General features: G+C 65.6%; 23 protein-coding genes and 1 pseudogene. 12 read left to right on the top strand and 12 right to left on the bottom strand.

What is annotated here, in order from left to right; translation table 11 throughout:
• Positions 1-31: 31 nt before the first annotated feature.
• Positions 32-1,411 (top strand): SPOR domain-containing protein, encoded by a 1,380-nt coding sequence (locus ACOI1H_RS01615; protein ID WP_422434966.1) that lies wholly within the window; start codon positions 32-34, stop codon positions 1,409-1,411.
• Between the two features lie 61 nt (positions 1,412-1,472).
• On the opposite strand, the gene ACOI1H_RS01610 is transcribed toward ACOI1H_RS01615, so the two are convergent.
• Together ACOI1H_RS01610 and ACOI1H_RS01605 are read right to left on the bottom strand one after the other, a co-directional pair.
• A complete protein-coding gene (locus ACOI1H_RS01610) occupies positions 1,473-2,486 on the bottom strand; it encodes a hypothetical protein (protein WP_422434965.1) in 1,014 nt (337 codons plus the stop codon).
• Positions 2,487-2,537: 51 nt separating this feature from the next.
• On the bottom strand, positions 2,538-4,175 hold the full coding sequence (locus ACOI1H_RS01605) for an AMP-binding protein (protein WP_422434964.1): 1,638 nt from the start codon (positions 4,173-4,175) through the stop codon (positions 2,538-2,540).
• Between the two features lie 63 nt (positions 4,176-4,238).
• On the opposite strand from ACOI1H_RS01605, the gene ACOI1H_RS01600 reads away from it, so the two are divergent.
• On the top strand, positions 4,239-5,198 hold the full coding sequence (locus ACOI1H_RS01600) for a DMT family transporter (RefSeq protein WP_422434992.1): 960 nt from the start codon (positions 4,239-4,241) through the stop codon (positions 5,196-5,198).
• Positions 5,195-5,848, top strand: a complete 654-nt coding sequence (locus tag ACOI1H_RS01595) for a Type II secretory pathway, pullulanase PulA (protein ID WP_422434963.1) — start codon at positions 5,195-5,197, stop codon at positions 5,846-5,848. The genes ACOI1H_RS01600 and ACOI1H_RS01595 overlap by 4 nt, the downstream gene beginning before the upstream one ends.
• Positions 5,849-6,382: 534 nt before the next feature.
• On the opposite strand, the gene ACOI1H_RS01590 is transcribed toward ACOI1H_RS01595, so the two are convergent.
• The 8 genes from ACOI1H_RS01590 to ACOI1H_RS01555 form a co-directional block, all read right to left on the bottom strand.
• Positions 6,383-8,587 carry a 3-hydroxyacyl-CoA dehydrogenase NAD-binding domain-containing protein gene (locus ACOI1H_RS01590; protein ID WP_422434962.1) on the bottom strand — a complete coding sequence of 735 codons (2,205 nt, stop codon included), beginning with the start codon at positions 8,585-8,587 and terminating at the stop codon, positions 6,383-6,385.
• Between the two features lie 10 nt (positions 8,588-8,597).
• On the bottom strand, positions 8,598-9,809 hold the full coding sequence (locus ACOI1H_RS01585; RefSeq protein ID WP_422434961.1) for an acetyl-CoA C-acetyltransferase: 1,212 nt from the start codon (positions 9,807-9,809) through the stop codon (positions 8,598-8,600).
• A gap of 16 nt (positions 9,810-9,825) precedes the next feature.
• Positions 9,826-10,458 (bottom strand): glutathione S-transferase family protein, encoded by a 633-nt coding sequence (locus ACOI1H_RS01580; RefSeq protein ID WP_422434960.1) that lies wholly within the window; start codon positions 10,456-10,458, stop codon positions 9,826-9,828.
• 286 nt (positions 10,459-10,744) lie between these two features.
• Complete coding sequence (locus ACOI1H_RS01575; protein WP_422434959.1) at positions 10,745-10,957, bottom strand: hypothetical protein; 213 nt, start codon at positions 10,955-10,957, stop codon at positions 10,745-10,747.
• A 53-nt stretch (positions 10,958-11,010) separates the two neighbouring features.
• Complete coding sequence (locus ACOI1H_RS01570; protein ID WP_422434958.1) at positions 11,011-12,786, bottom strand: acyl-CoA dehydrogenase C-terminal domain-containing protein; 1,776 nt, start codon at positions 12,784-12,786, stop codon at positions 11,011-11,013.
• Positions 12,787-12,817: 31 nt separating this feature from the next.
• Positions 12,818-13,219, bottom strand: coding sequence for a MerR family transcriptional regulator (locus ACOI1H_RS01565; RefSeq protein WP_422434957.1), 402 nt, complete (start codon positions 13,217-13,219; stop codon positions 12,818-12,820).
• 162 nt (positions 13,220-13,381) lie between these two features.
• The gene (locus ACOI1H_RS01560; protein WP_422434956.1) at positions 13,382-13,750 is read right to left on the bottom strand and encodes a MerR family transcriptional regulator; all 369 of its coding nucleotides are present in this window, start codon (positions 13,748-13,750) and stop codon (positions 13,382-13,384) included.
• Between the two features lie 54 nt (positions 13,751-13,804).
• Positions 13,805-14,935 carry a putative manganese transporter gene (locus tag ACOI1H_RS01555; protein ID WP_422434955.1) on the bottom strand — a complete coding sequence of 377 codons (1,131 nt, stop codon included), beginning with the start codon at positions 14,933-14,935 and terminating at the stop codon, positions 13,805-13,807.
• A 99-nt stretch (positions 14,936-15,034) separates the two neighbouring features.
• Between ACOI1H_RS01555 and ACOI1H_RS01550 the strand changes: the two genes are divergently transcribed.
• From ACOI1H_RS01550 to ACOI1H_RS01525, 6 genes are all read left to right on the top strand, one after another.
• Positions 15,035-15,484: a PaaI family thioesterase gene (locus ACOI1H_RS01550; protein WP_422434954.1), complete on the top strand. Its 450-nt coding sequence runs from the start codon at positions 15,035-15,037 to the stop codon at positions 15,482-15,484.
• The gene (locus ACOI1H_RS01545; protein ID WP_422434953.1) at positions 15,481-15,984 is read left to right on the top strand and encodes a PaaI family thioesterase; all 504 of its coding nucleotides are present in this window, start codon (positions 15,481-15,483) and stop codon (positions 15,982-15,984) included. Before ACOI1H_RS01550 ends, ACOI1H_RS01545 begins: the two co-directional genes overlap by 4 nt.
• 1 nt (position 15,985) lies before the next feature.
• Entirely contained in the window at positions 15,986-17,302 is a 1,317-nt protein-coding gene (locus ACOI1H_RS01540) for an MATE family efflux transporter (RefSeq protein WP_422434952.1), read from the top strand.
• An 86-nt stretch (positions 17,303-17,388) separates the two neighbouring features.
• On the top strand, positions 17,389-19,353 hold the full coding sequence (dnaG, locus tag ACOI1H_RS01535; RefSeq protein WP_422434951.1) for a DNA primase: 1,965 nt from the start codon (positions 17,389-17,391) through the stop codon (positions 19,351-19,353).
• A gap of 207 nt (positions 19,354-19,560) precedes the next feature.
• Positions 19,561-21,537, top strand: a complete 1,977-nt coding sequence (rpoD, locus tag ACOI1H_RS01530; RefSeq protein WP_422434950.1) for an RNA polymerase sigma factor RpoD — start codon at positions 19,561-19,563, stop codon at positions 21,535-21,537.
• 4 nt (positions 21,538-21,541) lie between these two features.
• Positions 21,542-21,832 carry an HlyU family transcriptional regulator gene (locus ACOI1H_RS01525; RefSeq protein ID WP_422434949.1) on the top strand — a complete coding sequence of 97 codons (291 nt, stop codon included), beginning with the start codon at positions 21,542-21,544 and terminating at the stop codon, positions 21,830-21,832.
• A gap of 63 nt (positions 21,833-21,895) precedes the next feature.
• Here the strand turns inward: ACOI1H_RS01525 and yghX are convergent, their stop codons facing one another.
• Together yghX and ACOI1H_RS01515 are read right to left on the bottom strand one after the other, a co-directional pair.
• Positions 21,896-22,783, bottom strand: a complete 888-nt coding sequence (gene yghX / locus ACOI1H_RS01520) for a YghX family hydrolase (RefSeq protein ID WP_422434948.1) — start codon at positions 22,781-22,783, stop codon at positions 21,896-21,898.
• Between the two features lie 184 nt (positions 22,784-22,967).
• Positions 22,968-23,642: an SDR family oxidoreductase gene (locus ACOI1H_RS01515; RefSeq protein ID WP_422434947.1), complete on the bottom strand. Its 675-nt coding sequence runs from the start codon at positions 23,640-23,642 to the stop codon at positions 22,968-22,970.
• 62 nt (positions 23,643-23,704) lie between these two features.
• Between ACOI1H_RS01515 and ACOI1H_RS01510 the strand changes: the two are divergent.
• The 3 genes and pseudogenes from ACOI1H_RS01510 to ribD all read left to right on the top strand — a co-directional run bounded on the left by ACOI1H_RS01510 (position 23,705) and on the right by ribD (position 25,801).
• Positions 23,705-24,108: pseudogene (locus ACOI1H_RS01510) on the top strand (secondary thiamine-phosphate synthase enzyme YjbQ).
• Positions 24,109-24,248: 140 nt separating this feature from the next.
• Positions 24,249-24,716 (top strand): transcriptional regulator NrdR, encoded by a 468-nt coding sequence (gene nrdR / locus ACOI1H_RS01505; RefSeq protein ID WP_422434946.1) that lies wholly within the window; start codon positions 24,249-24,251, stop codon positions 24,714-24,716.
• Positions 24,713-25,801 (top strand): bifunctional diaminohydroxyphosphoribosylaminopyrimidine deaminase/5-amino-6-(5-phosphoribosylamino)uracil reductase RibD, encoded by a 1,089-nt coding sequence (gene ribD, locus ACOI1H_RS01500; protein WP_422434945.1) that lies wholly within the window; start codon positions 24,713-24,715, stop codon positions 25,799-25,801. Before nrdR ends, ribD begins: the two co-directional genes overlap by 4 nt.
• Positions 25,802-25,830: the final 29 nt, after the last annotated feature.

Here is a 25,830-nt window from a genome sequence, read left to right as displayed (position 1 = left end):
GATCTTACCACAATATCTTGTGGGGGTGTCCATGTCTGCGACCAGTTTCGCCAAGGCGATCGCTTTGGCTGCCACGATGGCGGCGGGCGGCGGTGTATCCGGGGCTGTGGCGCAGAACATGCCGATTCCGGCGGAATTCCCGCCCAGCTCCTTCACCGGGACACAATACGTCGACAGCAAGGGGTGTGCTTTCGTGCGCGCTGGCATGGACGGAGCCGTGAACTGGGTCCCGCGTGTCGACCGCGCCCGCCAGCAGCTTTGCAATTTCCAGCCGACCGGGACCACGCGGGCGGCGGCGGCCCCGACGCCGGACCCGTTGCCGAATGTGCCGATCATCACCGTGGATGCAAAGCCGACACCTGTGACACCGCTGGCCGCGCCTGTCGTCGTCGCGCGCCCAACCAAGCGCGTCGCGGCAGCCTCTCCAGTCGTGCGAGCGCCGCAGCCGGCACCGGTCCGGCCCGTTCGCACGGCGGCCGTGACCCCCACGCCGCGTGTCGTGGCGCCGCCTGCCGCGCCTGCGCCTCGCCGCATCACGCTGGCAGAGGCTTGCGAAGGACGCACGGGCATCCAGCACGGCTTCATCAGCGCCAGGACGCGCCAACCCATCGACTGCGGTGGCACCACGCAGATCGCTGCGGCGGTGCCGCGCCCCTCGGCGGGTCCGGCGGCGCTGCGCCTGACGCTGGCGGCGGCCTGCGCCCGGCAAGCAGCGACCGGTGTCCCCCTGATCAACGCGGCAACCCGTCAGCCGATCGCATGCGACCCGCCGGCCCCACTGGCCGTGGCAGCGTTGCCGCGGGTGCGTGTGTCGCAGCCGACGACCCAGATTGCCTCGGCCTGCGGGATCGACGGCTTCGCCTCGGACGGTCGCTATCCGGTGCGCTGCGGACCGCAGGCCCTGTCTCCGTCCGGTGGTGTTGAGGTCGCCCGTGCCGTGACGACTGGCGTCCGGTCTGCCGGCGTATCGACGCGGTCGACCAAGCCGTTGTTCGGAGCCGGTCCCGTCCCCGCCTCGAACGCGCGGGTCGCGACAGCACAGGCGCAGGTGCCGCAAGGCTATGCCCGCGTCTGGGACGATGGCCGCATCAATCCGCAGCGCGGGCTGACCCAGCGGCAGGTGCGCGTTTCAACAAGCGTCAGCAGCCGGTCTGTCGCGCCGGTCGCCGTGCAAGCCCCAGCCGCCGCGACGGGCGGGCACCGTTATGTGCAGGTCGGCAGCTTTGGCGACCCCGCGAACGCGGCGCGCCTGATCGCACGGTTGCAGACGGCGGGGCTTCCGGTGGCGTCGGCAAAGTCCGGCGACATCAAGGTCATCGCGGCGGGGCCGTTCCGGTCCGCGACCGATCTCGACAAGGCGCTGACCCTCGTGCGCGGCATGGGGTTCGCAAACGCCTATCCGCGCAGTTGAGTTTACCAAGGCAGGCAAGTCCGAGCAGACAGGCGCGCCGGAACCAACCGGCGCGCCATTTTCATGTGTCGCAGACCGCCTGCAACTGCAGCCATTCCGCATCCGTCAGAACCGGTTCCGGCGTGCGTCCCGCCAGCGGGTCGGCCGTGATCAGGCGCGCGCCGTCCAGCCCGCGTGCCGTGCGTGCCGTGGCATAGGGGGCGGAGGGGATCCGGGCGCTGGCAAAGGCCGCGATCAGCCGGTTTTCCCCGAGTGCGGCGGGTCCGGGATACAGCAGCCACTGCGCGTATGCGTTCAGCACGGCGTCCGACAGGGTGCCGGTGGTCAGCAGGTTCACCGTGGCCCGCAGGCCCGCGTGGCGCAGAATGGCCTGCACCGGGTCCGTCGGGTCGGCGCGGGCGGCCACGACATCGCCCGCGATGATGAACGGATCGTCGAACCGCACCAGGGTCGCGCGGTCGATCAGCGTCAGATCGCCGGGAAGATTGACGGGCGATGGCAGCGCACCGGGCAGCACGACGACCTGACCGGCGGAATTCGGACCGAACAGGCGGGTCTGCAACTTCTGCAAGGCGGCGCGACCCGCCGCGCCACGACAGGCTGGCCCGATGCCGACCTGCATGTGACCCAGAACCTTTGCCCCGATCTCGGCCCGGCGCAGGTCGGACAGCGACGCCGCCGCCTGATCGCGCAGCAGGGCAGGACCCCATATTGCGCCGCCCCCGACGACGGCGGCCAGGATCGCGACCGTGAGCACGCTCCGCAACCGGCCCCTGCGCGGTCTGACCTTGACCAGATGCCCCCGCAGGGAATCGATGGCGTCGACCATGATCGGATCGTCGATTTCCAGCGATTCGCTGGCGTCGGTACCCGGGGCGAAGACGGCAGGCGTCACGTCCGGGTTCAGTCTTGCCACTGCCGGCAAGGACCAGTGCGACAGCGGCCGTCCGGCCCCGTCCGACACCACGAGCGTCGCATTGCCGAAGGACACGATCACCTCGCGTCGCTGGTCGTCACGCGATGCGCGCCACAGGCCAAGGCTTTCCAGCCGGTCGTATTGCGAAAGTGCGGTCATCAGGGCCTGTCTTTACCTGTCCGCCAGCCTAGGGCAAGCGCCACGCCGCGCCTAGGGGGTCGCCGGTGCCTTTGCGGCCAACTTGCGCAATTCGAACTTCTGGATCTTCCCGGTCGAGGTCTTGGGCAATTCGCAGAACACCACCCGCTTGGGGCATTTGAAACCGGCCAGACGGCTGCGGGTATGGGCGATCAATTCGGCCTCGGTCGCCGTGCGCCCCGCCTTCAGCTCGACGAAGGCACAGGGCACTTCGCCCCATTTGTCATCCTGTTGCGCCACCACGGCACACAGGCTGACAGCGGGATGGTGCATCAGCGCGCCTTCCACCTCGACGGAAGAAATGTTTTCCCCGCCCGAGATGATGATGTCCTTCGCCCGGTCGGTGATCTGGATGTAGCCGTTGTCGTGCTGCACGGCGAGGTCTTCGGTGTGGAAGTAGCCGCCGGCGAATGCCTTCTGCGTCGCGGCGGGGTTCTTGTAGTAGCCCTTCATCACGGCGTTGCCGCGCATCATGATCTCGCCCTGCGTGACACCGTCGCGGGGGACGGGGCGCATGGTGTCATCCATCACCACGATATCGTCCATCATCGGCATCAGCACGCCTTGGCGCGCCTTCAGGGCAGACCGCTCGTCCTCTGGCAATTCGTCCCAGGCGGCGTTCCAGATGCACTCCGTCGCCGGGCCATAGGTTTCGGTCAGGCCATAGACCTGCGTGATGTTGAACCCCAGTTTGCTGACGGCGGCCAGCAGGGCGGCGGCAGGCGGCGCGCCGGCGGTGAACACCTCGACCGTGTGATCGAATGTGCGGCGGTCGGCATCATCGGCGTTTACGATCAGGTTCAGCACGATGGGTGCGCCGCCGAAATGGGTGACGCCGTGATCCGCGATCGCCGCATAGATCGCGGCGGCGGTGATGTCGCGGCAGCAGACGGCCGTGCCACCCAGCAGGGGCATCATCCACGTATGGGTCCAGTTGTTGCAGTGAAACAGCGGCACGATCTGCAGCATCACCGGGAATAGCTGCATTCGCCACGCGATCTGGTTGCCCATCGTCGCAAGATAGGCGCCGCGATGATGATAGACGACACCCTTGGGCCGCCCGGTGGTGCCAGAAGTGTAGTTGAGCGCGAGGCTCTCCCATTCGTCCTGCGGCATGATCCAGGCAAAGCCTGCGTCGCCGGTGGCGATGACGTCTTCGTACAGAGGATGCCGCCCAGTGGCGGCGATGCCGGCCACGGCGTCCGGCACCTCGATCAGCGCCGGGGCAGGGGTCTGCATCAGGGCGAAGGCAGCCTCGGCAAGCGGCACGAACTGGCTGTCGACCAGCACGACCTTCGCCTCTGAATGGGCAAGGATGTAGGCGATGGTATCCGCGTCCAGCCGCGTGTTGATCGTGTTCAGCACCGCCCCGCAGGCCGGCACGGCAAACGACGCCTCGGACTGCGCCGGAATGTTGGGCAGGATGGTGGACACGACGTCGCCCGGGGCGACGCCCATGTGCACAAGCACATCGGCAAGCCGGCTGACGCGGGCGTGGTATTGCGCATAGGTCAGGACGCGGTCGCCGTAGGCCAGTGCTGCGCGCTCGGCAAAGACATCTGCCGCGCGCCGCAGGTGTGTCAGCGGCGTCAGGGCAACGAAATTCGCGGGTCCCCGGTCCAGCCCGCTCTCGTCCGTCATCCAGCCCATGTCGTCCCCCCTTCACGTCTGCGCGTGTCTGCGACAGAGTGCGGCAGGGCATGACGCTTGGCAATGGGGACGGTGATGGACGACGTGAACAGACCGGGGCTGGCGATCCCGCTGGTGCTGGTCGCGATGGCCCTGTTCGGGCTGATCGACAACTTCATCCGTCTTGCCGCCGCGACCGGTGGGCTGTGGCAGTTCCACCTGTTGCGGTCGGTGGTCGCGCTGATCGTCCTGGGCGTGGTGGCGGCCATCTTGCGGGTGCGCCTGCGCCCGCTGTCCGCCCGCCGCGTGCTGGCCCGCTCGACCCTCAACTGCGTGGCGATGGTGATCTATTTTGGCTGCCTCGGCCTGATGCCCATCGCGCAGGTGGTGGCGGGGCTGTTCACGGCACCGCTGTTCGTGGTGATCTTCTCCTGGGCGTTCTGGGGCGAAGGCGTCGGCCCCCGCCGGATCGCGGCGGTGATGATCGGCTTCCTCGGCATCGTGATGGTGCTGCGCCCCGACCAGTCGGGCATCACCACGCTGACCCTGCTGCCGGTCCTGTCGGGAGCGACCTATGCGCTGGGCAACATCGCGACCCGGCGCTGGTGCGCGGGCGAGGGGACGCTGACCCTATTGGGCGGCTTCTTTGGCTGCATGCTGGTGGCCGGGGCTGCGGGATGTGTCGTCATCGCGCTGATCCAGCCTGCCGTGGCCCCCGGTGCCGACGGCTTTATCACGCGCGGCTGGGTCTGGCCGTCGGGCCTGTTCGGGCTGATGGTGCTGGTGCAGGGCGTCGGATCGCTGATCGGTGTCGGCCTGTCGATCCGGGCCTACCAGTTGGCAGACGCCACCCTTGTCGCCGTGTTCGAAAATACGCTCCTCGCCTTCGCGACCCTCTGGGCCGCGATCCTGTGGGGCGAATGGCCCGATGCGGTGGCGCTGCTCGGACTCGCGCTGATCGCCGGGGCGGGCGTCATCATCGCCGTGCGCGCGCCGCAGCCGCAGGCCGTTCGTGCCGTCACCCTGCCGGTCGAGGGCGGATGATCCTGTCGCCCGGCCGCCGCTATGCCTTCTTCCACATCCCCAAGACCGGGGGCACGGCGATGGCACTGGCGCTGGAGGCGCGTGCGATGAAGGACGACATCCTGATCGGCGACACGCCGAAGGCCCGCCGTCGCAAGGCCCGGCTTTCGGGGCTGACTGCACCGGGCCGGCTCTGGAAACACAGCCGGTTCGTCGATGTCGAAGGGTTCTGCGACATGACCGGCTGGCGCATCTTCACCCTGGTGCGCAATCCCTGGGACCGGATGGTCAGCTACTACCACTGGCTGCGGGTGCAGTCCTTCGCACACCCCGCGGTCAAGTTGGCGCAATGCCACGACTTCCCCCGTTTCCTCCATCATCCGCAGACCGTGGCCAGCATCCTGGCCCAGCCCTATGACAGCTACGTCACCGATGGCGCAGGCGTGGTGCAGGCCACCGATTTCATTCGCATCGAGGCTGCAGAGGAGGATCTGGCCCCGGTCTTTGCGCACCTCGGCTTTCGGTTCGATCTGACGCGCGCAAACGCGTCCAACCGCGACCCCGACTGGCGTGGCTACTACAGCGATGCGGATGCCGCGCTGATCGCGACCCTTTGCGCCGCCGATATCGCGCGATTTCAGTATTGCTTCGATCCTGCCAGGTTTCATTGACCAGTTCGAGACAATGCCTTCGGGTTCCATTGCACTGACGGCGCTTGCCATGCCAGTTTCCTGCCCATTGCGACAAGGCTGAGGCGGTCTTCGGCGCTCCCTTCCGATGATCCCAGCCGTCGCGCTCGAATGTTTTAATGGCATCTATCGCACGGCACCCGCTGAAACGATCGAAGTGGTCGCGTTGCGCTTTGCCCAAGACAAGATCGTCCTTGCCACCATCGGTGCCTGTTCCACTACCCGGCGCAGGCAGATCTGTTGCTGCCACAACCGCAGACAGCTACGACACGCGGAACGCCACATAGGCTGACCTGCTTGTGCGATACTTCGCGTTGGAAGATCGCGGTCAGATCGCCCCGCAAGCGGCCCGTGCCGCCTTCTGCACGGCCGCCTGAACGCAAGAGGACCGCACCTTACGGCCCGGTCCCATGCTTCTTCTGGTCCCAAATATCCTGGGGGGTGAATTGGCCTTCAGGCCAAGAGGGGGGCTAGCCCCCCTCTTTCGCGACGCGGCCGTAGCCGCGGCGCAATCCCTCAAGCGGCCTTCTCGGCCTTGGGTCCGAAGCGGCCGTAGAACGACTGCCCCTTGTCCGCCATCTCGCGCAGCAGGCCGGGGCAGGCGAACCGGTCGCCGAACCGCGCCGTCAGCTGATCGCAGCGTTCGGCCGCATAGGGGCTGCCGATGATGTCGAGCCAGCTGAACGGGCCGCCCGACCAGGGTGCAAAGCCCCAGCCCAGGATCGCGCCCACGTCGCCTTCGCGGATGTCGGTCAGCACCCCGTCTTCCAGCGCGCGCACCGCCTCCAGCACCTGCGCGAACAATAGGCGATGTTGCACCGTCACCAGATCGGGCTGGTCGTCCGCGACTGGATATTGCGCACCCAACTCGGCCCATAGACCCTGCCGCTTGCCCGCGTCGTCATAGGCATAGAAACCCGACTTCGACTTGCGGCCCATCCGGCCCTTGTCGGCCATCCAGAACAGCACCTCGTCGACCTCGCCGTCGGGATAGGCGTCGCCCATCGCCGCCTTGGTCGCCTTGGCGATCTTCACCCCAAGGTCGATGCTGGTCTCGTCCACCAGTTGCAGCGGGCCCAGCGGCATGCCGACCAGCTTGGCCGCATTCTCGATCAGGGCGGGGCTGACCCCTTCCTTCACCATGCGGATGCCTTCGTTGATGTAGGGAATGATGCAGCGGTTCGCGTAGAAGAACCGCGCGTCGTTCACCACGATCGGCGTCTTGCGGATCTGGCGCACGAAATCCAGCGCCTTGGCGACGGCGACGTCGCCGGTCGCCTTGCCGCGAATGACCTCCACCAGGTTCATCTTGTCCACGGGGGAAAAGAAGTGGATGCCGATGAACTTCTCCGCATCGTTGCTGGCCTGCGCCAGTTCCGTGATCGGCAAGGTCGAGGTGTTGGTGGCAAAGATGCAATCGGGGTCGGTCACCGCCTGCACGCGGGCGGTCACGTCCGCCTTCACTCCCATGTCCTCGAACACCGCCTCCACGATCAGGTCGCAGTCCTTCAGCGCGGCGTAATCGGTGGTCGCCTCGATCAGGCCGAGGACCTGCTCCTTCTTCTCGGGCGTCGCCTTCTTGCGCGAAATCCCCTTGTCCATGTAGTCGGCGGTGTAGGTTTTCCCCTTGTCCGCGGCCTCCTGTTGCGCGTCGATCAGAACGACCTTGATGCCTGCCAGCGCGCTGACCAGCGCGATGCCAGCGCCCATCATCCCGGCACCGATGACGCCGACCTGTTTGACCGTCTGGTCGGCCACGTCGGGGCGGTTGGCGCCTTTTTCCAGCGCTTCCTTGTTGATGAACAGACTACGAATCATGGCCGACGACGACGGGTTCAGCAGGACATTGGTGAACCACCGTGCCTCGATCTTCAGCGCGGTATCGAACGGCACCAGCGCGCCCTCATAGACCGCGCTCAACAGCGCCTTGGCCGCCGGATAGACGCCCATCGTGTTGCCGTTGACCATGGCAGAGGCGCCGACGAAGGTCATGAAGCCCGCCGGGTGATAGGGCGCGCCGCCCGGCATCTTCCAGCCCTTCTGGTCCCACGGTTTCACGATGTCGGCGTCCTTGGCTTGCAGGACCCAGGCCTTGGCTGCGGACAGCAGCTCATCCGGTGCGACGACCTCGTCCACGATGCCCGCGCGCATCGCACCCTTCGGATCGTTCAGCTTGCCTTGCAGCAGGAGTGGACTTGCCGCCATCGCGCCCAGCTTGCGCGATATCCGTGTCGTGCCGCCGGCGCCCGGAAAGATGCCGACCATGATTTCCGGCAGGCCGATCTTGGCCTTGGGATTGTCGGCGGCAAAGATGCGGTGGCAGGCGAGCGGAATTTCCAGACCGATGCCCAGCGCCGTGCCGGGCAGGGCGGCGGCGATCGGTTTGCCGCCCTTCAGGGTCTTGGGGTCCATTCCCGCATGCTCGATCCGGCGCAGGACGCCGTGCATCTGCATGACACCGTCGAAAATCCCCTGCGCGGGATCGTCGCTGTCATCCCGCATGCGCGCGATGATGTTCAGGTCCATGCCCCCGGCAAACGACCCGTCCTTGCCGGACGTGATGACGATGCCTTTCACGGCATCGTCGCCCAAGGCCTGTCCCACCAGCGCATCGAGGTCCGCGAACCCCTGCTGGCTCATCACGTTCATCGACTTGCCGACGGTGTCCCAGGTGATGACGGCCACGCCGTCTGTGTCGGTCTTCATGGTGAAATCGGTCATGGTCTGATCCTCACACGCGTTCGATGATGGTCGCCGCACCCATGCCGGATGCGATGCACAGGGTGGCAAGGCCGGTCGATTTTCCGGTCCGCTCCAACTCGTCCAGCAGGGTACCGATGATGATCGCACCGGTGGCCCCCAGCGGGTGGCCCATCGCGATCGACCCGCCGTTCACGTTCACCACGGACGGGTCGACGTCGAAGCGTTGCATGAACCGCAGCACGACGGAGGCAAAGGCCTCGTTCACCTCGAACAGGTCGATGTCGCCGATGCTCATGCCGCTGTCGGCCAGGATCTTCTCGGTCACCGGCACCGGGCCGGTCAGCATGATCGTGGGATCGGTGCCGATCTTGGCGGTGGCGCGGATGACGGCGCGCGGCGTCAGGCCCATCGCCTCGCCCCACGCCTTCGACCCCAGCAGGATGCCGGCTGACCCGTCGACGATGCCGGACGAATTGCCCGCGTGGTGGATGTGGTTGATCCGCTCCAGATGCGGATACTTCATCAGCGCGACCTTGTCGAAACCCGGCATCACCTCGCCCATGTCCTTGAAGGATGCCTTCAGCGCGCCCAGCGATTGCATGTCGGTGCCGGGACGCATGTATTCGTCGTGATCGAGGATCGGCAGGCCGTTCATGTCGCGGACGGTGATCATCGACCGGGCAAAGCGATTGTCGTCCCAGGCGGCCTTGGCGCGGCGCTGGCTTTCCACCGCCAGCGCGTCGGCGTCGTCGCGGCTGAACCCGTATTCCGTCGCGATGATGTCGGCGGAAATGCCCTGCGGCACGAAATAGGTGTCCATTGCAACGCTGGGATCGACGGCGATCGCCGCACCGTCGCTGCCCATCGGGACACGGCCCATCATTTCCACGCCACCCGCGATATAGGCCTGACCGGCCCCGCCGCGGATCTGGTTGGCGGCAAGGTTCACCGCCTCCATGCCTGACGCGCAGAAACGATTGATCGCAAGGCCCGGGATCGACTGATCGAGGTCCGAGGCCAGCACGGCCGTCCGCGCCAGGCAGCCGCCCTGTTCACCGACCTGAGTGACGTTGCCCCAGATCACGTCCTCCACGGCGTGACCTTCCAGGTTGTTGCGTTCCTTTAGCGCATTCAGCACGCCGGCAGAGAGGCGCGCTGAGGTGACTTCGTGCAGGGCACCATCGGCGCGGCCCTTGCCGCGCGGGGTGCGCACGGCGTCAAAGATATAGGCGTCTGTCATGGTCTTGGTCCTTTCTTCAGGCAGCCGGCAGGCCGCGCTGCATCAGATCGTAGGGGTGTTTCCAGCCGGGCGTGGCCGCGATGCGGTCCAGCCAGGCGTCGACGTTGGGGAATTCGGCGCGGTCGAACCCGAAGGGTTCGGTGTAGAAAAGATAGCCACAGCAGGCGATGTCGGCGATGGTCAACTCGTCCGTCGCCAGCCAGTTGCGACCGTCCAAATGCGTCTCCATCACCTTCAGCGCGGATTTCAGGCGCATCAGCATGAAGTCGTTGACCGCGGCGTTGCGCTTGTCCTCGGGCAGGAAGTTCGTGTTGAACCGCAAGGGTCCAGCCATGCCGCTGACCTTGTGATTGTCGAAGAACATCCAGCGCAGCACCTCGCGCCGCTGGTCCGCGCTCTTGCCACCCAATTTGGACGTCTTGGACGTGATGTAGTCCTGAATGACCGCCGACTGGGTGATCACCAGATCGCCGTCGACCATGACGGGCACCTCGCCCATGACGTTGAGCGCGCGGAATGCCGGAGTCCGGGTGGCCCCGTTGAAGAAGTCGACGAAGACCGGCTCCCACTCGACCCCCGCCAATGTCATGGTCAACGCGGCCTTGTAGGCATTGCCGCTTTCGCCGAAGCAATGAAGCTTGATGGTCATGTCGTGCCTCCCCTTGTGATGCGGCACCTGGGTCGGGGTGCCGTTTTTTGAGTTTATCTGGCCAGATGAAAGCGGATCGTTCCGCAATCATTCACCAGCAATTAACCTTACTGCGGTTTCTTGGAAGGGCGTGGCAGGCTGGAGAGCTGAGCCATGTGCCAGGTGAAACCCCGTTCCGGCGAGCCGGACAGCCAAGCCGTAAGCCGGAACGGGGTGAAACTCGATCCCGCGTTCATCTGGCCAGTTAAACTCCCCCGCCGGAGGCGTCCTGCACCTGCAACAACCCTCACCGCTTGCGCGCCTCCAGTTCCGCGTTGAACAGCCGCAGCCGGTGACCGAAGGTGTCCTGATCCAGCACGGAATCGAAATTCTCGAACAGGAACGACAGCGCTTCGCCTTCGTCGAGCCCGGCGTCGCGGGCGAACTTTTTCAGGCGACGGTAACCGTCCTCGGTCATCGCGACCGGAAAGCGACGGGTCAGGCGCAGGCGTTTGGGCATCCCTGTTCTCCTCTGGCCGGCAGGGTAGGGCGGGGCAGGCCCCGCCGCCACCCTCAAAAGTTCGCGGCCTCCAGTGCCATCACCGTGTCGGCGCCGGTGTTGATGCGGCTCAGGTGCAAGGCCGTGGCCGGCAGCTGCCGTGCCATGTAATAGCGGCCAGTCGCGATCTTGGTCTCGTAGAAGGCGGTGTCGGACGCGCCGTCCTCCAGCGCCTCCATCGCGGCCTTGCCCATGCGCGCCCACATGTAGCCCAGGCAGACATGGCCCATCAGGTGCATGAAGTCATAGGACCCCGACAGCGCATTGTTGGGGTTCTTCATCGATCCCATGAAGTACATCGCCGCTGCCTGCATGTCCTTGCTGGCCGCCTTCAGCGGGTCGAGGAAGTCTTTCTTCAGGGCCGCATTGCCTTCGTTTTCCTTGATGAAGGTCTTGATCATCTCGAAGAAGCCCATCAGGTGCTTGCCGCCGTCGACCGCCAGCTTGCGGCCCACGAGATCGAGCGCCTGGATGCCGTTGGCCCCTTCGTAGATCATGGCGATCCGGGCATCGCGAGCGAACTGGGACATGCCCCATTCCTCGATATAACCGTGTCCGCCGTAAACCTGCTGGGCGGCGGTCGCATACTCGAACCCCTTGTCGGTCAGAAAGCCTTTGATGACCGGGGTCATCAGGGACACCAGTCCTTCGGCGTCGGCGTCACCCATCTTGTGACCCCGGTCCAGCAGCATGGCCCCCCAGAAGGTGAAGGCCCGCGCGCCTTCGGTGAACGACTTCTGGTCCATCAGGTTGCGGCGGATGTCGGGGTGGACGATCAGCGGGTCGGCGGGACCATCGGGGTTCTTGGCACCCGTGACATCGCGGCCCTGCAACCGGTCCTTGGCATAGGCCAGCGCGTTCTGGAACGCGACCTCGGCCTGCGCGTAGCCTTGCAGGCCGACGCCCAGGCGCGCCTCGTTCATCATGACGAACATCGCACGCATGCCCTTGTGGGCCTCGCCGATCAGGTAGCCCGTGGCCTCGTCGTAGTTCATCACGCAGGTCGAGTTGCCGTGGATGCCCATCTTCTCTTCGATCTTGCCGACGGTGACGCCGTTGCGGTCGCCAAGGCTGCCGTCATCCTTCACGATGAACTTCGGCACGATGAAAAGGCTGACGCCCTTGATGCCATCCGGTCCGCCCGGAATCTTGGCGAGGACGAGGTGGATGATGTTGTCGGCCATGTCGTGATCGCCGGCCGAGATGAAGATCTTTTGCCCTGTCACCTTGAACGACCCGTCGTCCTGCGGCACGGCCTTCGTGCGCATCAGGCCCAGATCGGTGCCGCAATGCGGCTCCGTCAGGTTCATGGTGCCGGTCCATTCGCAGGACGCGAGCTTGGGCGCGTACGTGTCCTTCTGCGCGTCAGAGCCGTGGGCCAGGATTGCGGACAGCGCACCGTGGGTCAGGCCCTGATACATGTTGAACGCCATGTTGGCGCTGACCATCGGTTCCTGTGCGGCCGTATGCATGAGGTAGGGCAGACCCTGACCGCCGTATTGCTCCGGCACGTCCATCGCTGTCCAGCCGCCGTCGCGGACCTGATCGAAGGCCGCCTTGAAGCCGGTCGGCGTGCGCACGATGCCGTTTTCCAAGGTGCAGCCTTCGGTGTCGCCGACCACGTTCAGCGGAGACAGCACGTCGGCGGAAATCTTGCCCGCCTCTTCCAGCACCGCACCGGTAAAGTCGCGGTCAAGGTCGGCATATCCCGGAATGTCCTGTTCGCTGACCTTCAACAGGTCGTGCAGGACGAACTGGTAATCCTTCAGCGGTGCGGCGTAGCTCGGCATGTGGTCTCTCCCTCGGTGTTTGTCGGTCGGGTCAGGCAGCGCTGCTGGACTGACCCGATATTTCTTTCAGCTTGTCCGCGCCCCATTTCATCTGGGCTTTCAACTCGTCGATCGCCTCGTCCAGTTCGGCCTTCTGGGCTTCCATGTCGGCCAGATGCTTTTCGGCCAAGGCATAGGTCTGGCTCAACTGCGTCAACTGACCGTCGCCCATCGCATATAGATCCAGAAGCTGGCGGATCTCCTCCAGCGAAAAGCCGAAGCGCTTGCCGCGCAAAATCAGCTTCAACCGCGCCCGGTCGGACCGGGTGAAGAGGCGGCGCTGGCCTTCACGCAGCGGGAACAGCAGTTCCTTCGCCTCGTAGAAGCGCAGGGTGCGGGGGGTGACGTCAAAGGCGTCACACATTTCTCGAATGTTCATGGTTTCGGTGGTCATGTCATGTCTCCACGTCTGGCAGGTGAACCTGTCAGATCGTCGCTTTGGATAAACCATACAATGAAAGTTGACGTTAACGTAAATATGACGTCGCGTCAGAAATTGCGTGACGAAAGGTCACGCAAGTTGCCCCGGCGTCATGCGCAATTTTATAAGGTCCGGTCAGGTCAGAGAGGCGGCTGTCTCGTCCCGCAGGCGCTGCAATTCAGCCATCGTCTGGTCCAGTTGGCGGCGTTGTTCGACCAACTCCAGCATCTGCCGGTCGGCCAGATCGAGCCACGCCCGCATCTGGGCGGTCGTGCCTTCCTTTTCGTAGATCAGCAGCCATTGCCGAATGTCTTCCAACGCAAACCCGAAGCGGCGGCCGCGCATGATCAGAGTCATGCGCGCCTGTTCGCGTGCGCCGTAGAACCGGGCGCGGCCTTCACGGTCGGGCGACAGCAGCTCGATGTATTCATAGTAGCGAAGAGTGCGCGGCGTCACGTCGTAGCGCGCGCACATCTCCTTGAATGACAGGCGGCTGTCGGGCATCTGGCGTCCTCCTTGCCGCAAAGGGTAGCGCTGCGCAGGGCCGGGGGCAAACGGTCAGTTCAGGAACCCGGGGGCGAGCCAGTGAAAGCCGTAGGCCAGGATCACCGCCGGTACCGTGGAATAGACCGTGGCCCGGACAGCCGCACCGGGATCGAGCGCGATGGCCGGGAACAGGGCGTCGCCGTCGTTCGAGATCGCGTTGCCCATCAGCGCCGCGAAAGGGATCAGCCCGCCGACATACAGCGTCGTCACCAGCACCTGCGGCCCGCAACCGGGCACCAGCCCGATCAGGACGCCCATCAGCGGCAGAAGCGGGCCGATGGCATTGAACAACGCGGCCAGATCGAAGCCGCCGAACATCACGATGTAGTCGTAGGCCAGGTAGGCACCGATCACCCAGACCGAGATGAAGGAGGTCTCCTCGGCCATGCGGGTCACGGGGCTGTCGGCGACATTCGTCATCGCCTGAAGTCGGGACGTCGCCCAGATGAACAGCCCGACCGCGGTGCCGCCAAGGCCCACGATGGGCAGCAGCGGGCCAAAGACCGCGGCGACGTCCGCCCCGGTCAGTTGCGTTATCCCCACGATCAGGCCGGGCAAGGCAAAGGCGGCGTAGGTCAGGTCCTTGGCGCGCGTCCGGCCGATCAGCGGAGCGAATTCGCAGGACCCCGTGTTGCGGGGCGGGCGGTCGCTGCCCGGCAGCCGGTCCACGATCCAGCCCGACAAGATGCCGACGGCAAAGGACAGCGGCAGCACGACCAGCGCCGCATCGGGACGGGTCGCGATCAGCAGGAACGCCGCTTCGCCCATCGTCGCCGTCAGCGTCGCCACGACGGCCCCGAAGGTCACATTGCCGGAACTGTAGGCCGCCACGACCACCACGGCACCACCGCAGCCCGGCGTCGCACCCAGCAGCGCGGCCAGCGGCACCTGCCATCCTTTCGCGTTCCGCAACGATGTGCCGATATCGAAGCGGAACAGCTTTTCTGCCCCGTAGAACAGGATCAGCGTCGCCGCGACAAAGCCCGACACCTGCACGAAGGCGTCGACGATCAGCCCGCGCGTGACCTCTCCCAGGTCACCCGGTGCCAAGGCCAGTGCCAGCAGCACAAGGGCCACGACCAGACGGCGCGGCCGAAAGATGCCGTATCGTGGCGCGGGCGGTGTAAGGACGGTAGCGGTCACGGTGATCCAGTTGAGAATTATTCTCAAAACACAACATAGGGGTTGCGCGTCCCGCTGCAAGTGCGAAGTTGTCGCGGACTTGTGACAGGCCTCAGATTCATGACCGATGCACCGATGACCCCGATCGACCGCCGCGCGCGTGTCGCCAGCCAGTTCATTGCGATGATCCCCCACGCTGCAGAACTGTCGATGCAGATGACCGAGGTCGGCGACGGCGAAGCCGTGATCGTCATGCCCTACGATGAACGCCTTGTCGGCGATCCCGATACCGGCGTGATTCACGGCGGTGCTGTGTCCGCGCTGATGGACACCTGCTGCGGGGCCGCCGTCATGGTGCATCCGCAGGCGGGCATGGGCACGGCCACCATCGATCTGCGCATCGACTACATGCGCCCCGCGACCCCCGGTCAGGCGATTACCGCCCGCGCGACCTGCTACCACGTTACCCGCTCTGTCGCCTTCGTGCGGGCCGTGGCGCTGGACGACGACGAAGGCCGCCCGGTCGCCTGCGCGACGGGTGCCTTCACGGTGGAGCGGCCAAAACCATGAGCCTGCCGCCCAAGCGTCCCCGACCCGAACCCGTGCAGGTCGTCAAGCAGCGGCGCGACGCGACACTGGAAAGCCTCGTGCAGGGCGTGCCCTACATCCGCTTCCTCGGCATCCAGTTCGAGCGTCATGGCGACGAGCTGACCGCCGTGCTGCCCTTCGCCGACAAGCTGATCGGCAACCCGACGCTGCCCGCCCTGCACGGTGGCGTCACGGCGGCGTTCCTTGAGGTCACGGCGATCATTGAACTGACCTGGGCGATGATCTGGGAAGACATGGAGGCCGGTGTCGAAACCGCCCCCCGCCGCTTTCCCAAGACCATCGACTTCAATGTCGATTACCTCCGCTCTGGCCTGCCGCGCGATGCCTATGCCCGCGCGCGGGTGAACCGCAGCGGGCGGCGCTATGCGAGCGTCCATGTCGAGGCGTGGCAGGACAATCGCGCCCGCCTCTTTGCGCAGGCGACGGGGCATTTCCTGATGCCCGTGCGCGGCGAGGACTGACATGATCCTCACCCACCGCCGGGTGTTGCACATTGCCCTGCCGGTCGTGATTTCGAATGCCACGGTGCCGATCCTCGGCGTCGTGGATACGGGCGTCGTGGGGCAGTTGGGGCAGGCGGCCCCGATCGGGGCGGTCGGCATCGGTGCCATCGTCCTGACCGCGATCTACTGGGTCTTCGGCTTTTTGCGGATGGGCACCTCTGGCCTGACCGCGCAGGCGATCGGCGCGGACGACCGGGCCGAGGTCGCGGCCTTGCTGTCCCGCGCCCTGATCATCGGCGTGGCCGCCGGGGCCGTCATCATCGCCGCGCAAACGCTGCTCTTCGCCGGTGCCTTCCGCGTGTCACCCGCCAGCGCAGAGGTCGAGTCTCTTGCGCGGCAGTACATGGGCATCCGCGTCTGGTCGGCCCCTGCCGCCATTGCACTTTACGGCATCACCGGCTGGCTGATCGCGCAGGAACGCACGGGTGCCGTGCTTGCGATCCAGGTGCTGATGAACGGCGCGAACATCGGGCTCGACCTTTTGTTCGTGCTGGTCTTCGACTGGGGGGTGCCGGGCGTGGCCTGGGCCACCTTCATCGCGGAATGGTCGGGCCTTGCGCTGGGCCTCTGGCTCTGCCGTGCAGCGTTCCGCGTCCCGGCGTGGCGGGATTGGCCACGGGTGTTCGACCGCGTCCGGCTGATCCGCATGGGGGTCGTGAACGGCGACATCCTGATCCGCTCGGTGCTGCTTCAGGCGATCTTCGTCAGCTTCCTCTTCTGGGGCGCGGATTTCGGCGACGTCCAGCTGGCCGCCAACCAGATCCTGCTGCAATTCCTCAACGTCACCGCCTATGCCCTCGACGGGTTTGCCATCGCGGCTGAAGCGCTGGTGGGTCAGGCGCTGGGCCGCCGCGACTTGTCCTCTCTGCGCCGCGCATCGCTGCTGACCTCCGGCTGGGGATTGGCGATCTGCGCCGTGATGGCCGTGGCCTTCGCGACCCTTGGCGGGCCGGTGATCGACATCATGACGACGGCGCCCGAGGTGCAGACCGCCGCGCGTCACTACCTGCCCTACATGGTTGCCGCCCCGCTTCTGGGCTGTGCGGCCTGGATGCTTGACGGCATCTTCATCGGCGCGACCCGCACGACGGACATGCGCAACATGATGGTGATCTCGACGATCCTCTACTTCGCCTGCGTCATTCCGCTGATGGCGGCCTTCGGCAACCACGGCCTCTGGCTGGGCCTGCTGCTATCCTTCGTCGTGCGCGGCATCACGCTGGGCCTGCGCTATCCCGCGCTCGAACGCGCCACAGTCCACCCTTCTTCTGGTTGAAAATATCCCGGGGGGCGGCGCAGCCGTGAGGGCAGCGCCCCCTCCGCCCTCTCGACTCTGCAACCGCCCTGACCGATAATCGCCCCATGTCCCTGCCCCCCGGTTTCATCGACGAATTGCGCACCCGCCTGTCGCTGTCACAGGTCGTGGGCCGCAAGGTCATGTGGGACACCAAGAAGTCCAATCAGGGCAAGGGCGACATGTGGGCACCGTGCCCGTTCCATCAGGAAAAGTCCGCCAGCTTTCACGTCGATGACCGCAAGGGATTCTACTACTGCTTCGGGTGCCACGCAAAGGGCGACGCGATCTCCTTCGTGCGCGAGACCGAGAATGTGGGCTTCATGGAGGCGATCCAGATCCTGGCCGGCGAGGCCGGAATGCCGATGCCCGAACGCGACCCGCGCGCGCAGGAAAAGGCCGATGTGCGCGCCGAACTGGTCGACGTGATGGAACAGGCGGTCCAGCATTTTCGCCTGAACCTGAATACCTCGGCCGCGGGGGCCGCGCGCGACTACCTCGAACGGCGGGGCCTGTCCAAGGACGCGCAGGCCCGTTGGGACATCGGCTTCGCCCCCGACAACGGCGGGGCGCTGGCGGCGCTGACCGCCAAGAGCGTGCCGGTCAAGCAGGTGATCGAGGCAGGTCTCGCGGCGATCAGCGATCACGGCGGCGCACCCTACGACCGCTTTCGCGGCCGCATCATGTTTCCGATCCGCGACGCGCGTGGCCGCGCCATCGCCTTCGGCGGTCGCGCGATGGACCCGCAGGCCAAGGCCAAATACTACAACTCGCCGGAAACCCCGCTCTTCGACAAGTCCCGCACGCTTTACAACGTGCAGAAGGCACGATCAGCCGCCGGCAAGGGCCGGCCGCTGATCGTTGCCGAAGGCTACATGGACGTCATCGCGCTGTCCGAGGCGGGGTTCGAGGCTGCCGTCGCGCCCCTTGGCACGGCCGTCACGGAACACCACCTCTACATGCTCTGGCGCATCGCACCCGAGCCGATCATCGCGATGGACGGCGACCGGGCCGGCATCGGTGCCGCCCTGCGGGTGGTCGATCTGGCCTTGCCGCTGCTGGCTGCCGGGCAGTCCCTGCGCTTCGCCGTCATGCCCGCCGGGCTCGACCCCGACGATGTGCTGAAACAGCAGGGCAGGGACGCCATGCAGGCCCTCCTCGACGCCGCCGTCCCGATGGTCAACCTGCTCTGGCAACGCGAGACGGAGGGGAAGACCTTCGACAGTCCCGAACGCAGGGCCGCGCTCGACAAGGCGCTGCGCGACAAGATCAGACTGATTGCCGACCCCTCGATCCGCAGCCATTACGGCGAGGCGATCAAGGAGCTGCGGTGGGAGCTTTTCCGCACCCGCAAGCCGCAGGGCAAGGCGTTCACCCCGCGCAAGGCCGCCCGGTGGAACCCGAAACAGCAGCCTTGGGAACGCGACCTGTCGCCCGTTGCGTCCAACAAGCGGTCCGCCCTGGGGGCCGGGGCCGCGGACGAATCCCTGATGCGCGAAGCGGTGATCCTCGCCACGCTGATCGCCACGCCCGCCGTCTTGCCGACCTTCCTGGCCTCACTGGAATTGATGGACTGCACCGACCCCGACCACGCGCGCCTGCGCGACGCGATCCTGCGCGCCCCCGATGACGACATCACGGCCCACCTGCACGCGACCCTGGGCGAGGAGGCGGTCGCCCGCATCACCGGATTGCGGGACGTGCAACTGACCTCGGGCCTGCGCAAACCGGGCGATCTGGATTTCGCCAGACGCTGCCTGGCCGAAAGCTTTGCCAAGCTGACCGCCGCCCGCGCGCTGCCGCGCGAAATTTCGGAGGCGGTGGAAGACGTGGACGCCGCGGACGAGGGTCTGACCTGGCGGCTCGGCGAGGCCGTGCGTGCGCTCGACAAATCCAGCCGGATCGGCGGCGAGACCAACGCCGAGATCGTCATTGCCGAGAACGGGTTCGGCATGGACAAGTCCGAACGCGCGACCTTTGACGCGATCCTGAAGGGGCTGACGATTGCAAAACCCGATCGTGACCCTAAGTAGAGCGGGAACCGATAGGGTCCCGAACGGGCGAATCACGGAACGGGTGCAACAAGGGCAAGAAAACTTGGCCCGGACGGTTGCGAATCGGACGCACAGAGCGTTGATTCGATCCAACCGAATCACACGCTTTACTGATTCGCACCGTTGCTGAAAACCGCCGCCGCTGCCGACGCCTGTCGCCCGCCCGATACGAGGAGCCGAGATCACATGGCCGCCAAAGACAACGACGACCGCAAGGACGATAGCGACAGCGACATCAGCCTCGACATGAGCCAGGCCGCGGTCAAGAAGATGATCGCCGATGCCCGCGAGCGGGGTTACATCACCTACGACCAGCTGAACGCCGTGCTGCCGCCCGACCAGGTGTCCTCCGACCAGATCGAGGACGTGATGTCGATGCTGTCCGAAATGGGCATCCAAGTGACCGAGGAAGAGGAATCCGAGGAAAGCGAGGAGCCCGGTGGCAACACCGAGGTCGCCACCCTTCAGGGTGGCCGCGACGTGGTGCTTGGCGGTGCCGAGGCCGAGAAGCTGGATCGCACCGACGACCCTGTTCGCATGTATCTGCGCGAGATGGGCAGCGTCGAACTGCTGTCCCGCGAGGGCGAGATCGCCATCGCCAAGCGGATCGAGGCCGGGCGCAACACCATGATCCTCGGGCTGTGCGAAAGCCCGCTGACGTTCCAGGCGATCACGATCTGGCGCGACGAACTTCTGTCCGAAGACATCCTGCTGCGCGACGTCATCGACCTCGAGACGACCTTCGGCAACCAGCTGGGCGAGGACGACAGTGAAGAGCCCGTCGTCGCCGGCGGGGCCGAAACCCGCGACGAGGATGGCGGCAACGAGGAGCTTGACGCCGACGGCAACCCCATTGCCAAGGACGACGACGAGGACGACGACGAACAGGCCAACATGAGCCTTGCCGCGATGGAGGCCGCGTTGAAACCCCGCGTGCTGGAAACGCTGGAAATCATCGCCCGCGACTTCGGCAAGCTGTCGGAAATGCAGGACGCCCGCATGTCCGCCACCCTGAACGAAGACAGCAGCTTTTCGTCCAAGGAAGAGGAAACCTACCAGGTCCTGCGGTCCGAGATCGTCGAGATGGTCAACTCGCTCCACCTGCACAACAACCGGATCGAAGCGCTGATCGACCAGCTTTACGGCATCAACCGCCGCATCATGCAGATCGACTCTGCGATGGTGAAGCTGGCGGATCAGGCCCGCATCAACCGCCGCGAGTTCATCGACGCCTACCGGGGCCGCGAGCTTGACCCGAACTGGCTGGAAGAGATTGCCGAAAAGGCCGGGCGCGGCTGGCAGGCACTGGTCGAGCGGTCGACCGACAAGATCGAGGAACTGCGCGGCGACATGGCGCAGGTCGGCCAGTATGTCGGCGTCGACATCACCGAATTCCGCCGCATCGTGTCCCAGGTCCAGAAGGGCGAAAAAGAGGCCCGTCAGGCCAAGAAGGAAATGGTCGAGGCGAACCTGCGCCTCGTGATTTCCATCGCCAAGAAGTACACGAACCGCGGCCTGCAATTCCTTGATCTCATTCAGGAAGGCAACATCGGCTTGATGAAGGCCGTCGACAAGTTCGAGTATCGCCGCGGCTACAAGTTCAGCACCTACGCGACGTGGTGGATCAGGCAGGCGATCACCCGGTCCATCGCCGATCAGGCCCGCACCATCCGCATCCCGGTCCACATGATCGAGACGATCAACAAGCTGGTCCGTACGGGCCGCCAGATGCTGCACGAGATCGGCCGCGAGCCCACGCCCGAGGAGCTGGCCGAGAAGCTCCAGATGCCGCTGGAAAAGGTCCGCAAGGTGATGAAGATCGCCAAGGAACCGATTTCGCTCGAAACGCCGATCGGCGACGAGGAAGACAGCCAGCTTGGCGACTTCATCGAGGACAAGAACGCGATCCTGCCGCTGGATTCCGCCATTCAGGAAAACCTGAAGGAAACCACGACCCGCGTGCTGGCGTCACTCACCCCGCGCGAGGAACGCGTGCTACGCATGCGTTTCGGTATCGGCATGAACACCGACCACACGCTGGAGGAAGTCGGCCAGCAGTTCAGCGTCACCCGCGAACGCATCCGCCAGATCGAGGCGAAGGCGCTTCGCAAGCTGAAGCATCCATCGCGCAGCCGCAAGTTGCGGTCGTTCCTGGACCAGTAAGCCTGTGTCCTGGTTGTCGAAAATCTTCGGTGGCAAGGACGGCGAGGCGGATGCCGCACCGTCAGATCAGGTGAATGCCGAAGTCTACAAGGACCTGCGCATCGTGCCCGAACCCATCAAGGACGGGCAGGTCTGGCGCATTGCTGCGCGGATCACCGGCGAGGTCGATGGCGTGACGCGCGCGCACCACATGATCCGCGCCGATACGCTGGCCTCGCAAGAGGCGGCGGCAACGGCCTCTGTCGCCAAGGCGAAACAGATGATCGATGAACAGGGGATGCGGGTTCTGGACTGAACCCGCAGACCGAAGCTGACTGAAAATGAAGAAAGGCCCGCAGGTTGTGGGCCTTTCTTCATGTCACGCGAGGTGTTCGTTGAAATGCGCCAGCGTCCGCTCCCATGACAGTTCCGCCGCCTCCGCGTCATAGCGCGGGGTGCTGTCGTTATGGAAACCGTGGTTCACGTCCGGGTAGATGAAGGCCTCGTAATTCGTGCCCGCCTCGATCAGCGCCGCCTCATAGGCGGGCCAGCCTTCGTTCACACGCTCGTCAAGGCCCGCATAATGGATCAACAGCGCCGCCTCGATCTGCGGCACGTCCGCCGCGTCGGGCTGACGCCCGTAGTAGGGGACCGCGGCCTTCAACTCCGGATAGGCGACGGCCGCCGCATTGGCGACCCCGCCGCCATAGCAAAAGCCGGTGATCCCGACGTTGCCGGTGGACCCCTCGTGCGCCATCATGAATTCGACGGCGGCAAAGAAATCATTCATCAGCTTTTCGGGATCGACGCTGCTTTGCAGATCGCGCCCTTCGGCGTCGTTGCCGGGATAGCCGCCGACCGAGGTCAGCCCGTCCGGGGCCAGCGCCATGAAGCCGGCCTTGGCCAACCGCCGCGCGACGTCCTCGATATAGGGGTTCAATCCGCGGTTCTCATGCACGACGACAACGGCGGGGATCGGTCCTTCTGCGCCCGCCGGCCGCACGAGGTAGCCGCGCACCTCGCCATGGCCGTTCGGGGACGGGTAGGTGATGTATTCCGGCGTGATCGTCTCGTCGTTGAACGACACCTGTTCGGCCAGGGCGTAATTCGGTGCCATCAGGCCAAGGATGCCGGCGGCGGTCATGCCTCCCACGGCGAATTTCGCGGCCCCGTCGAGGAACTCGCGTTTCGTGATCATCCCGTGGGCGTAAAAGTCGTAAAGCTCCAGCAGCTTGGGGTCGAAATCCTTGGCGGTCAGTCGTGTCATGGCGGCAGTCCTTCCTGTCAGGGCGCTGGGACCATATCCAAGCCGGAAAATCCTAACCCAACGCCCTCACCAGCCAAGCCTGCAATGCTGACCTCACGAACTGCTGATCGGGCGTCATCGCCTCTCCGCTGCGGTATTCCCCTGCCCTGGCCGATCAGATCGTCAGCGACACCCGGGCCAGCGGTCAGCCGCGCGGCATCAGAAAGACTTCGCGGACATCGCTGGTCGGGGCGGCGTTCAGAGCCAGCATCACCGCCTCGGCCACGTCGTCGGGTTGCAGCTTGTCGGGTTTGGGTTCGTCGAAGAAGGCCGTGTTCACCATGCCCGGTGCGATGACGGTGCAGCGCCCGCCCCATTCCTTCATCTCTTCGGCCAGATTGCCCGCAAAGCCGTGCACGAACCATTTCGTGGCCCCGTAGACCGATCCGGCGATGTGACGCCGTCCGGCGGCAGACCCCGTCAGGACCATATGGCCCTGATTGGGCTTCAGATGGGGCAGGGCCGCCTTCGCCGTCTTCAGCAGCCCCATGACGTTCAGGTCGATCATGCCCTGCCAGTCGTCCACGTCGCCGCCTTCGGCACCGCCCTGAGATGTGCCGCGCCCGGCGTTGGCAAAAGCGGCGTTCACGCTGCCAAAGGTATCGGCCAGCGTCTTCAGCGCCCGCACCTGATCGTCGAACGATGTCGCATCGCCCGGCAACGCCAGTGCCTTGTCACCCAGATCGCCCACGATCGCGTCGAGCTTGTCCTGCGACCGGGCGAACAGGCCGACGTTCCAGCCCGACGCGACCGCCTTGCGGGCCGTCGCCTCGCCGATGCCGCTGGATGCGCCCGTGATGAAGAGTGTCTTGTCGGCCATGCTGGTCCCCTTATGCTGTCATTCAACGTCCCCAACGCGCCGCCAAGGCCAGAGGTTCACCGATGCAGACCACTTTCACTGTTTCGACGCAGGGGCAGGGGCTTTACGATTTCACGGCAGACGTCGCCGCCTGGGTCACGGGGACCGGCCTTCTGACGCTGTTCGTACAACACACCTCTGCCAGCCTGCTGATTCAGGAAAACGCCGACCGGCAGGTGCGTGACGATCTGCGCAACTTCTTTGCCCGCCTCGTGCCGCCCGCGACCGATCCGGCGATGGCCTACCTGACACATACCTACGAAGGCCCCGACGACATGCCGGCGCATATCAAGGCGGCCTTGCTGCCGTGTCGCTCTCCATTCCCGTATCTGCGGGCCGGATGGCGCTGGGGACGTGGCAGGGAATCTATCTGTTCGAGCATCGGGATGCCCCGCATCGGCGCACGGTCGCAGCACACCTGACGTGACGTGCAGAAAAGACTCACTCGCACGGTCCAGATGCTGCGCATATTTCCGGGGTCTACCCAAAGGCTGGGGCGGGGCCTATAGTCGCTGTGGATAACTTGGGGCAAACCCCAAGAGGCGGACAGAATACGAGGAACAGGCCATGCGTTGCCCCTTTTGCGGAAATGTCGATACTCAGGTTAAGGATTCCCGTCCGGCAGAGGACCATGTCGCCATCCGGCGCAGACGATTCTGCCCTGCCTGCGGCGGCCGCTTCACCACCTACGAACGGGTGCAGTTGCGCGATCTGGTCGTCATCAAGTCCAGCGGCCGGCGCGAGGAATTCGACCGCGACAAGCTGGAACGCTCGATCCGCATCGCCCTCCAGAAGCGGCCGGTCGAGCCGGAGCGCATGGACCAGATGATCTCGGGGATCGTGCGGCGTCTTGAAAGCATGGGTGAGACCGACATCCCGTCGGGCACCATCGGAGAGATCGTGATGGAAAGCCTCGCGCGGATTGACACGGTGGCCTACGTGCGCTTTGCCTCGGTCTACAAGAACTTCCAGGCAGCCGACGATTTCGAGAAATTCATGAACGATTTGCGCCCGAACACCAAACCAGAGGCATGACCGCACCGGCGGATGCCCGTTTCATGACGCTTGCGCTGGCCCTGGGGCGGCGCGGCATGGGGCAGGTCTGGCCCAATCCCGCTGTCGGCTGCGTCATCGTCCAAGGCGACGTGATCGTCGGGCGCGGGGCCACCCAGCGCGGCGGGCGTCCTCATGCGGAAACCGTGGCGCTGGAACAGGCGGGTGCCGCGGCGCGCGGTGCCACTGCCTACGTCAGCCTTGAACCCTGCGCCCACACCGGTCGCACACCGCCCTGCGCCGATGCGCTGATCGCCGCAGGCGTGGCCCGCGTCGTCGTGGCCACCGGTGATCCCGACCCGCGCGTGGCGGGCCAGGGCATCGCCCGCTTGCAGGCCGCCGGGATCGCCGTCGACATCGGCCTGATGCGGCGCGCGGCCGAGCAGGACCACGCGGGTTTCCTGATGCGCGTCACGCGCGGGCGACCATTCGTCACGCTGAAGATCGCAAGCAGTCTGGATGGCCGGATTGCGACCACCACCGGCGAAAGCCGCTGGATCACCGGCGAGGTGTCGCGCCGGGCCGTGCATGGATTGCGGGCCCGTCACGACGCGGTGCTGATCGGCGCTGGCACGGCGCGGGCCGACGATCCGATGCTGGACGTGCGCGACCTTGGGGACGTGCGCCAGCCGGTGCGCGTCGTGGTGTCGCGCGATCTGAACCTGCCCATCAACGGGCGACTGGCGCAGACGGCGCACGAACAGCCGGTCTGGCTGTGCCACGGGCCCGACGTCGAAACTCGCAACTGGCACAGGGCCGGGGTCGAGACGCTGGAGTGCACATTGTCGGGGCCGCGCGTCGACCTGACCTCGGCGTTGCAACAGCTGGGCGCGCGGGGCATCACCCGTGTTCTGTGCGAAGGTGGCGGGCATCTGGCCGCTGCCCTGTTGCAGGCAAAGCTGGTCGACACGCTTGTGGTCTTTCAGGCGGGTCTTGCCATCGGGTCCGACGGGCTGCCGTCGCTGGCAGGGCTTGGTGTCGACACGCTGGGTCAGGCCCCGCGGTTTCGCCTCGACCGGGTCGCGCAGATCGGTGAGGACGTGATGCAGCACTGGTCGCCGCTTTGATACGCGCCACGCCGCCCGAAACCGGGTCC

The organism is Loktanella sp. DJP18 (genome assembly GCF_049310965.1).
GTDB lineage: Bacteria > Pseudomonadota > Alphaproteobacteria > Rhodobacterales > Rhodobacteraceae > Loktanella.
This window is presented reverse-complemented; position numbering and strand designations above follow the sequence as displayed.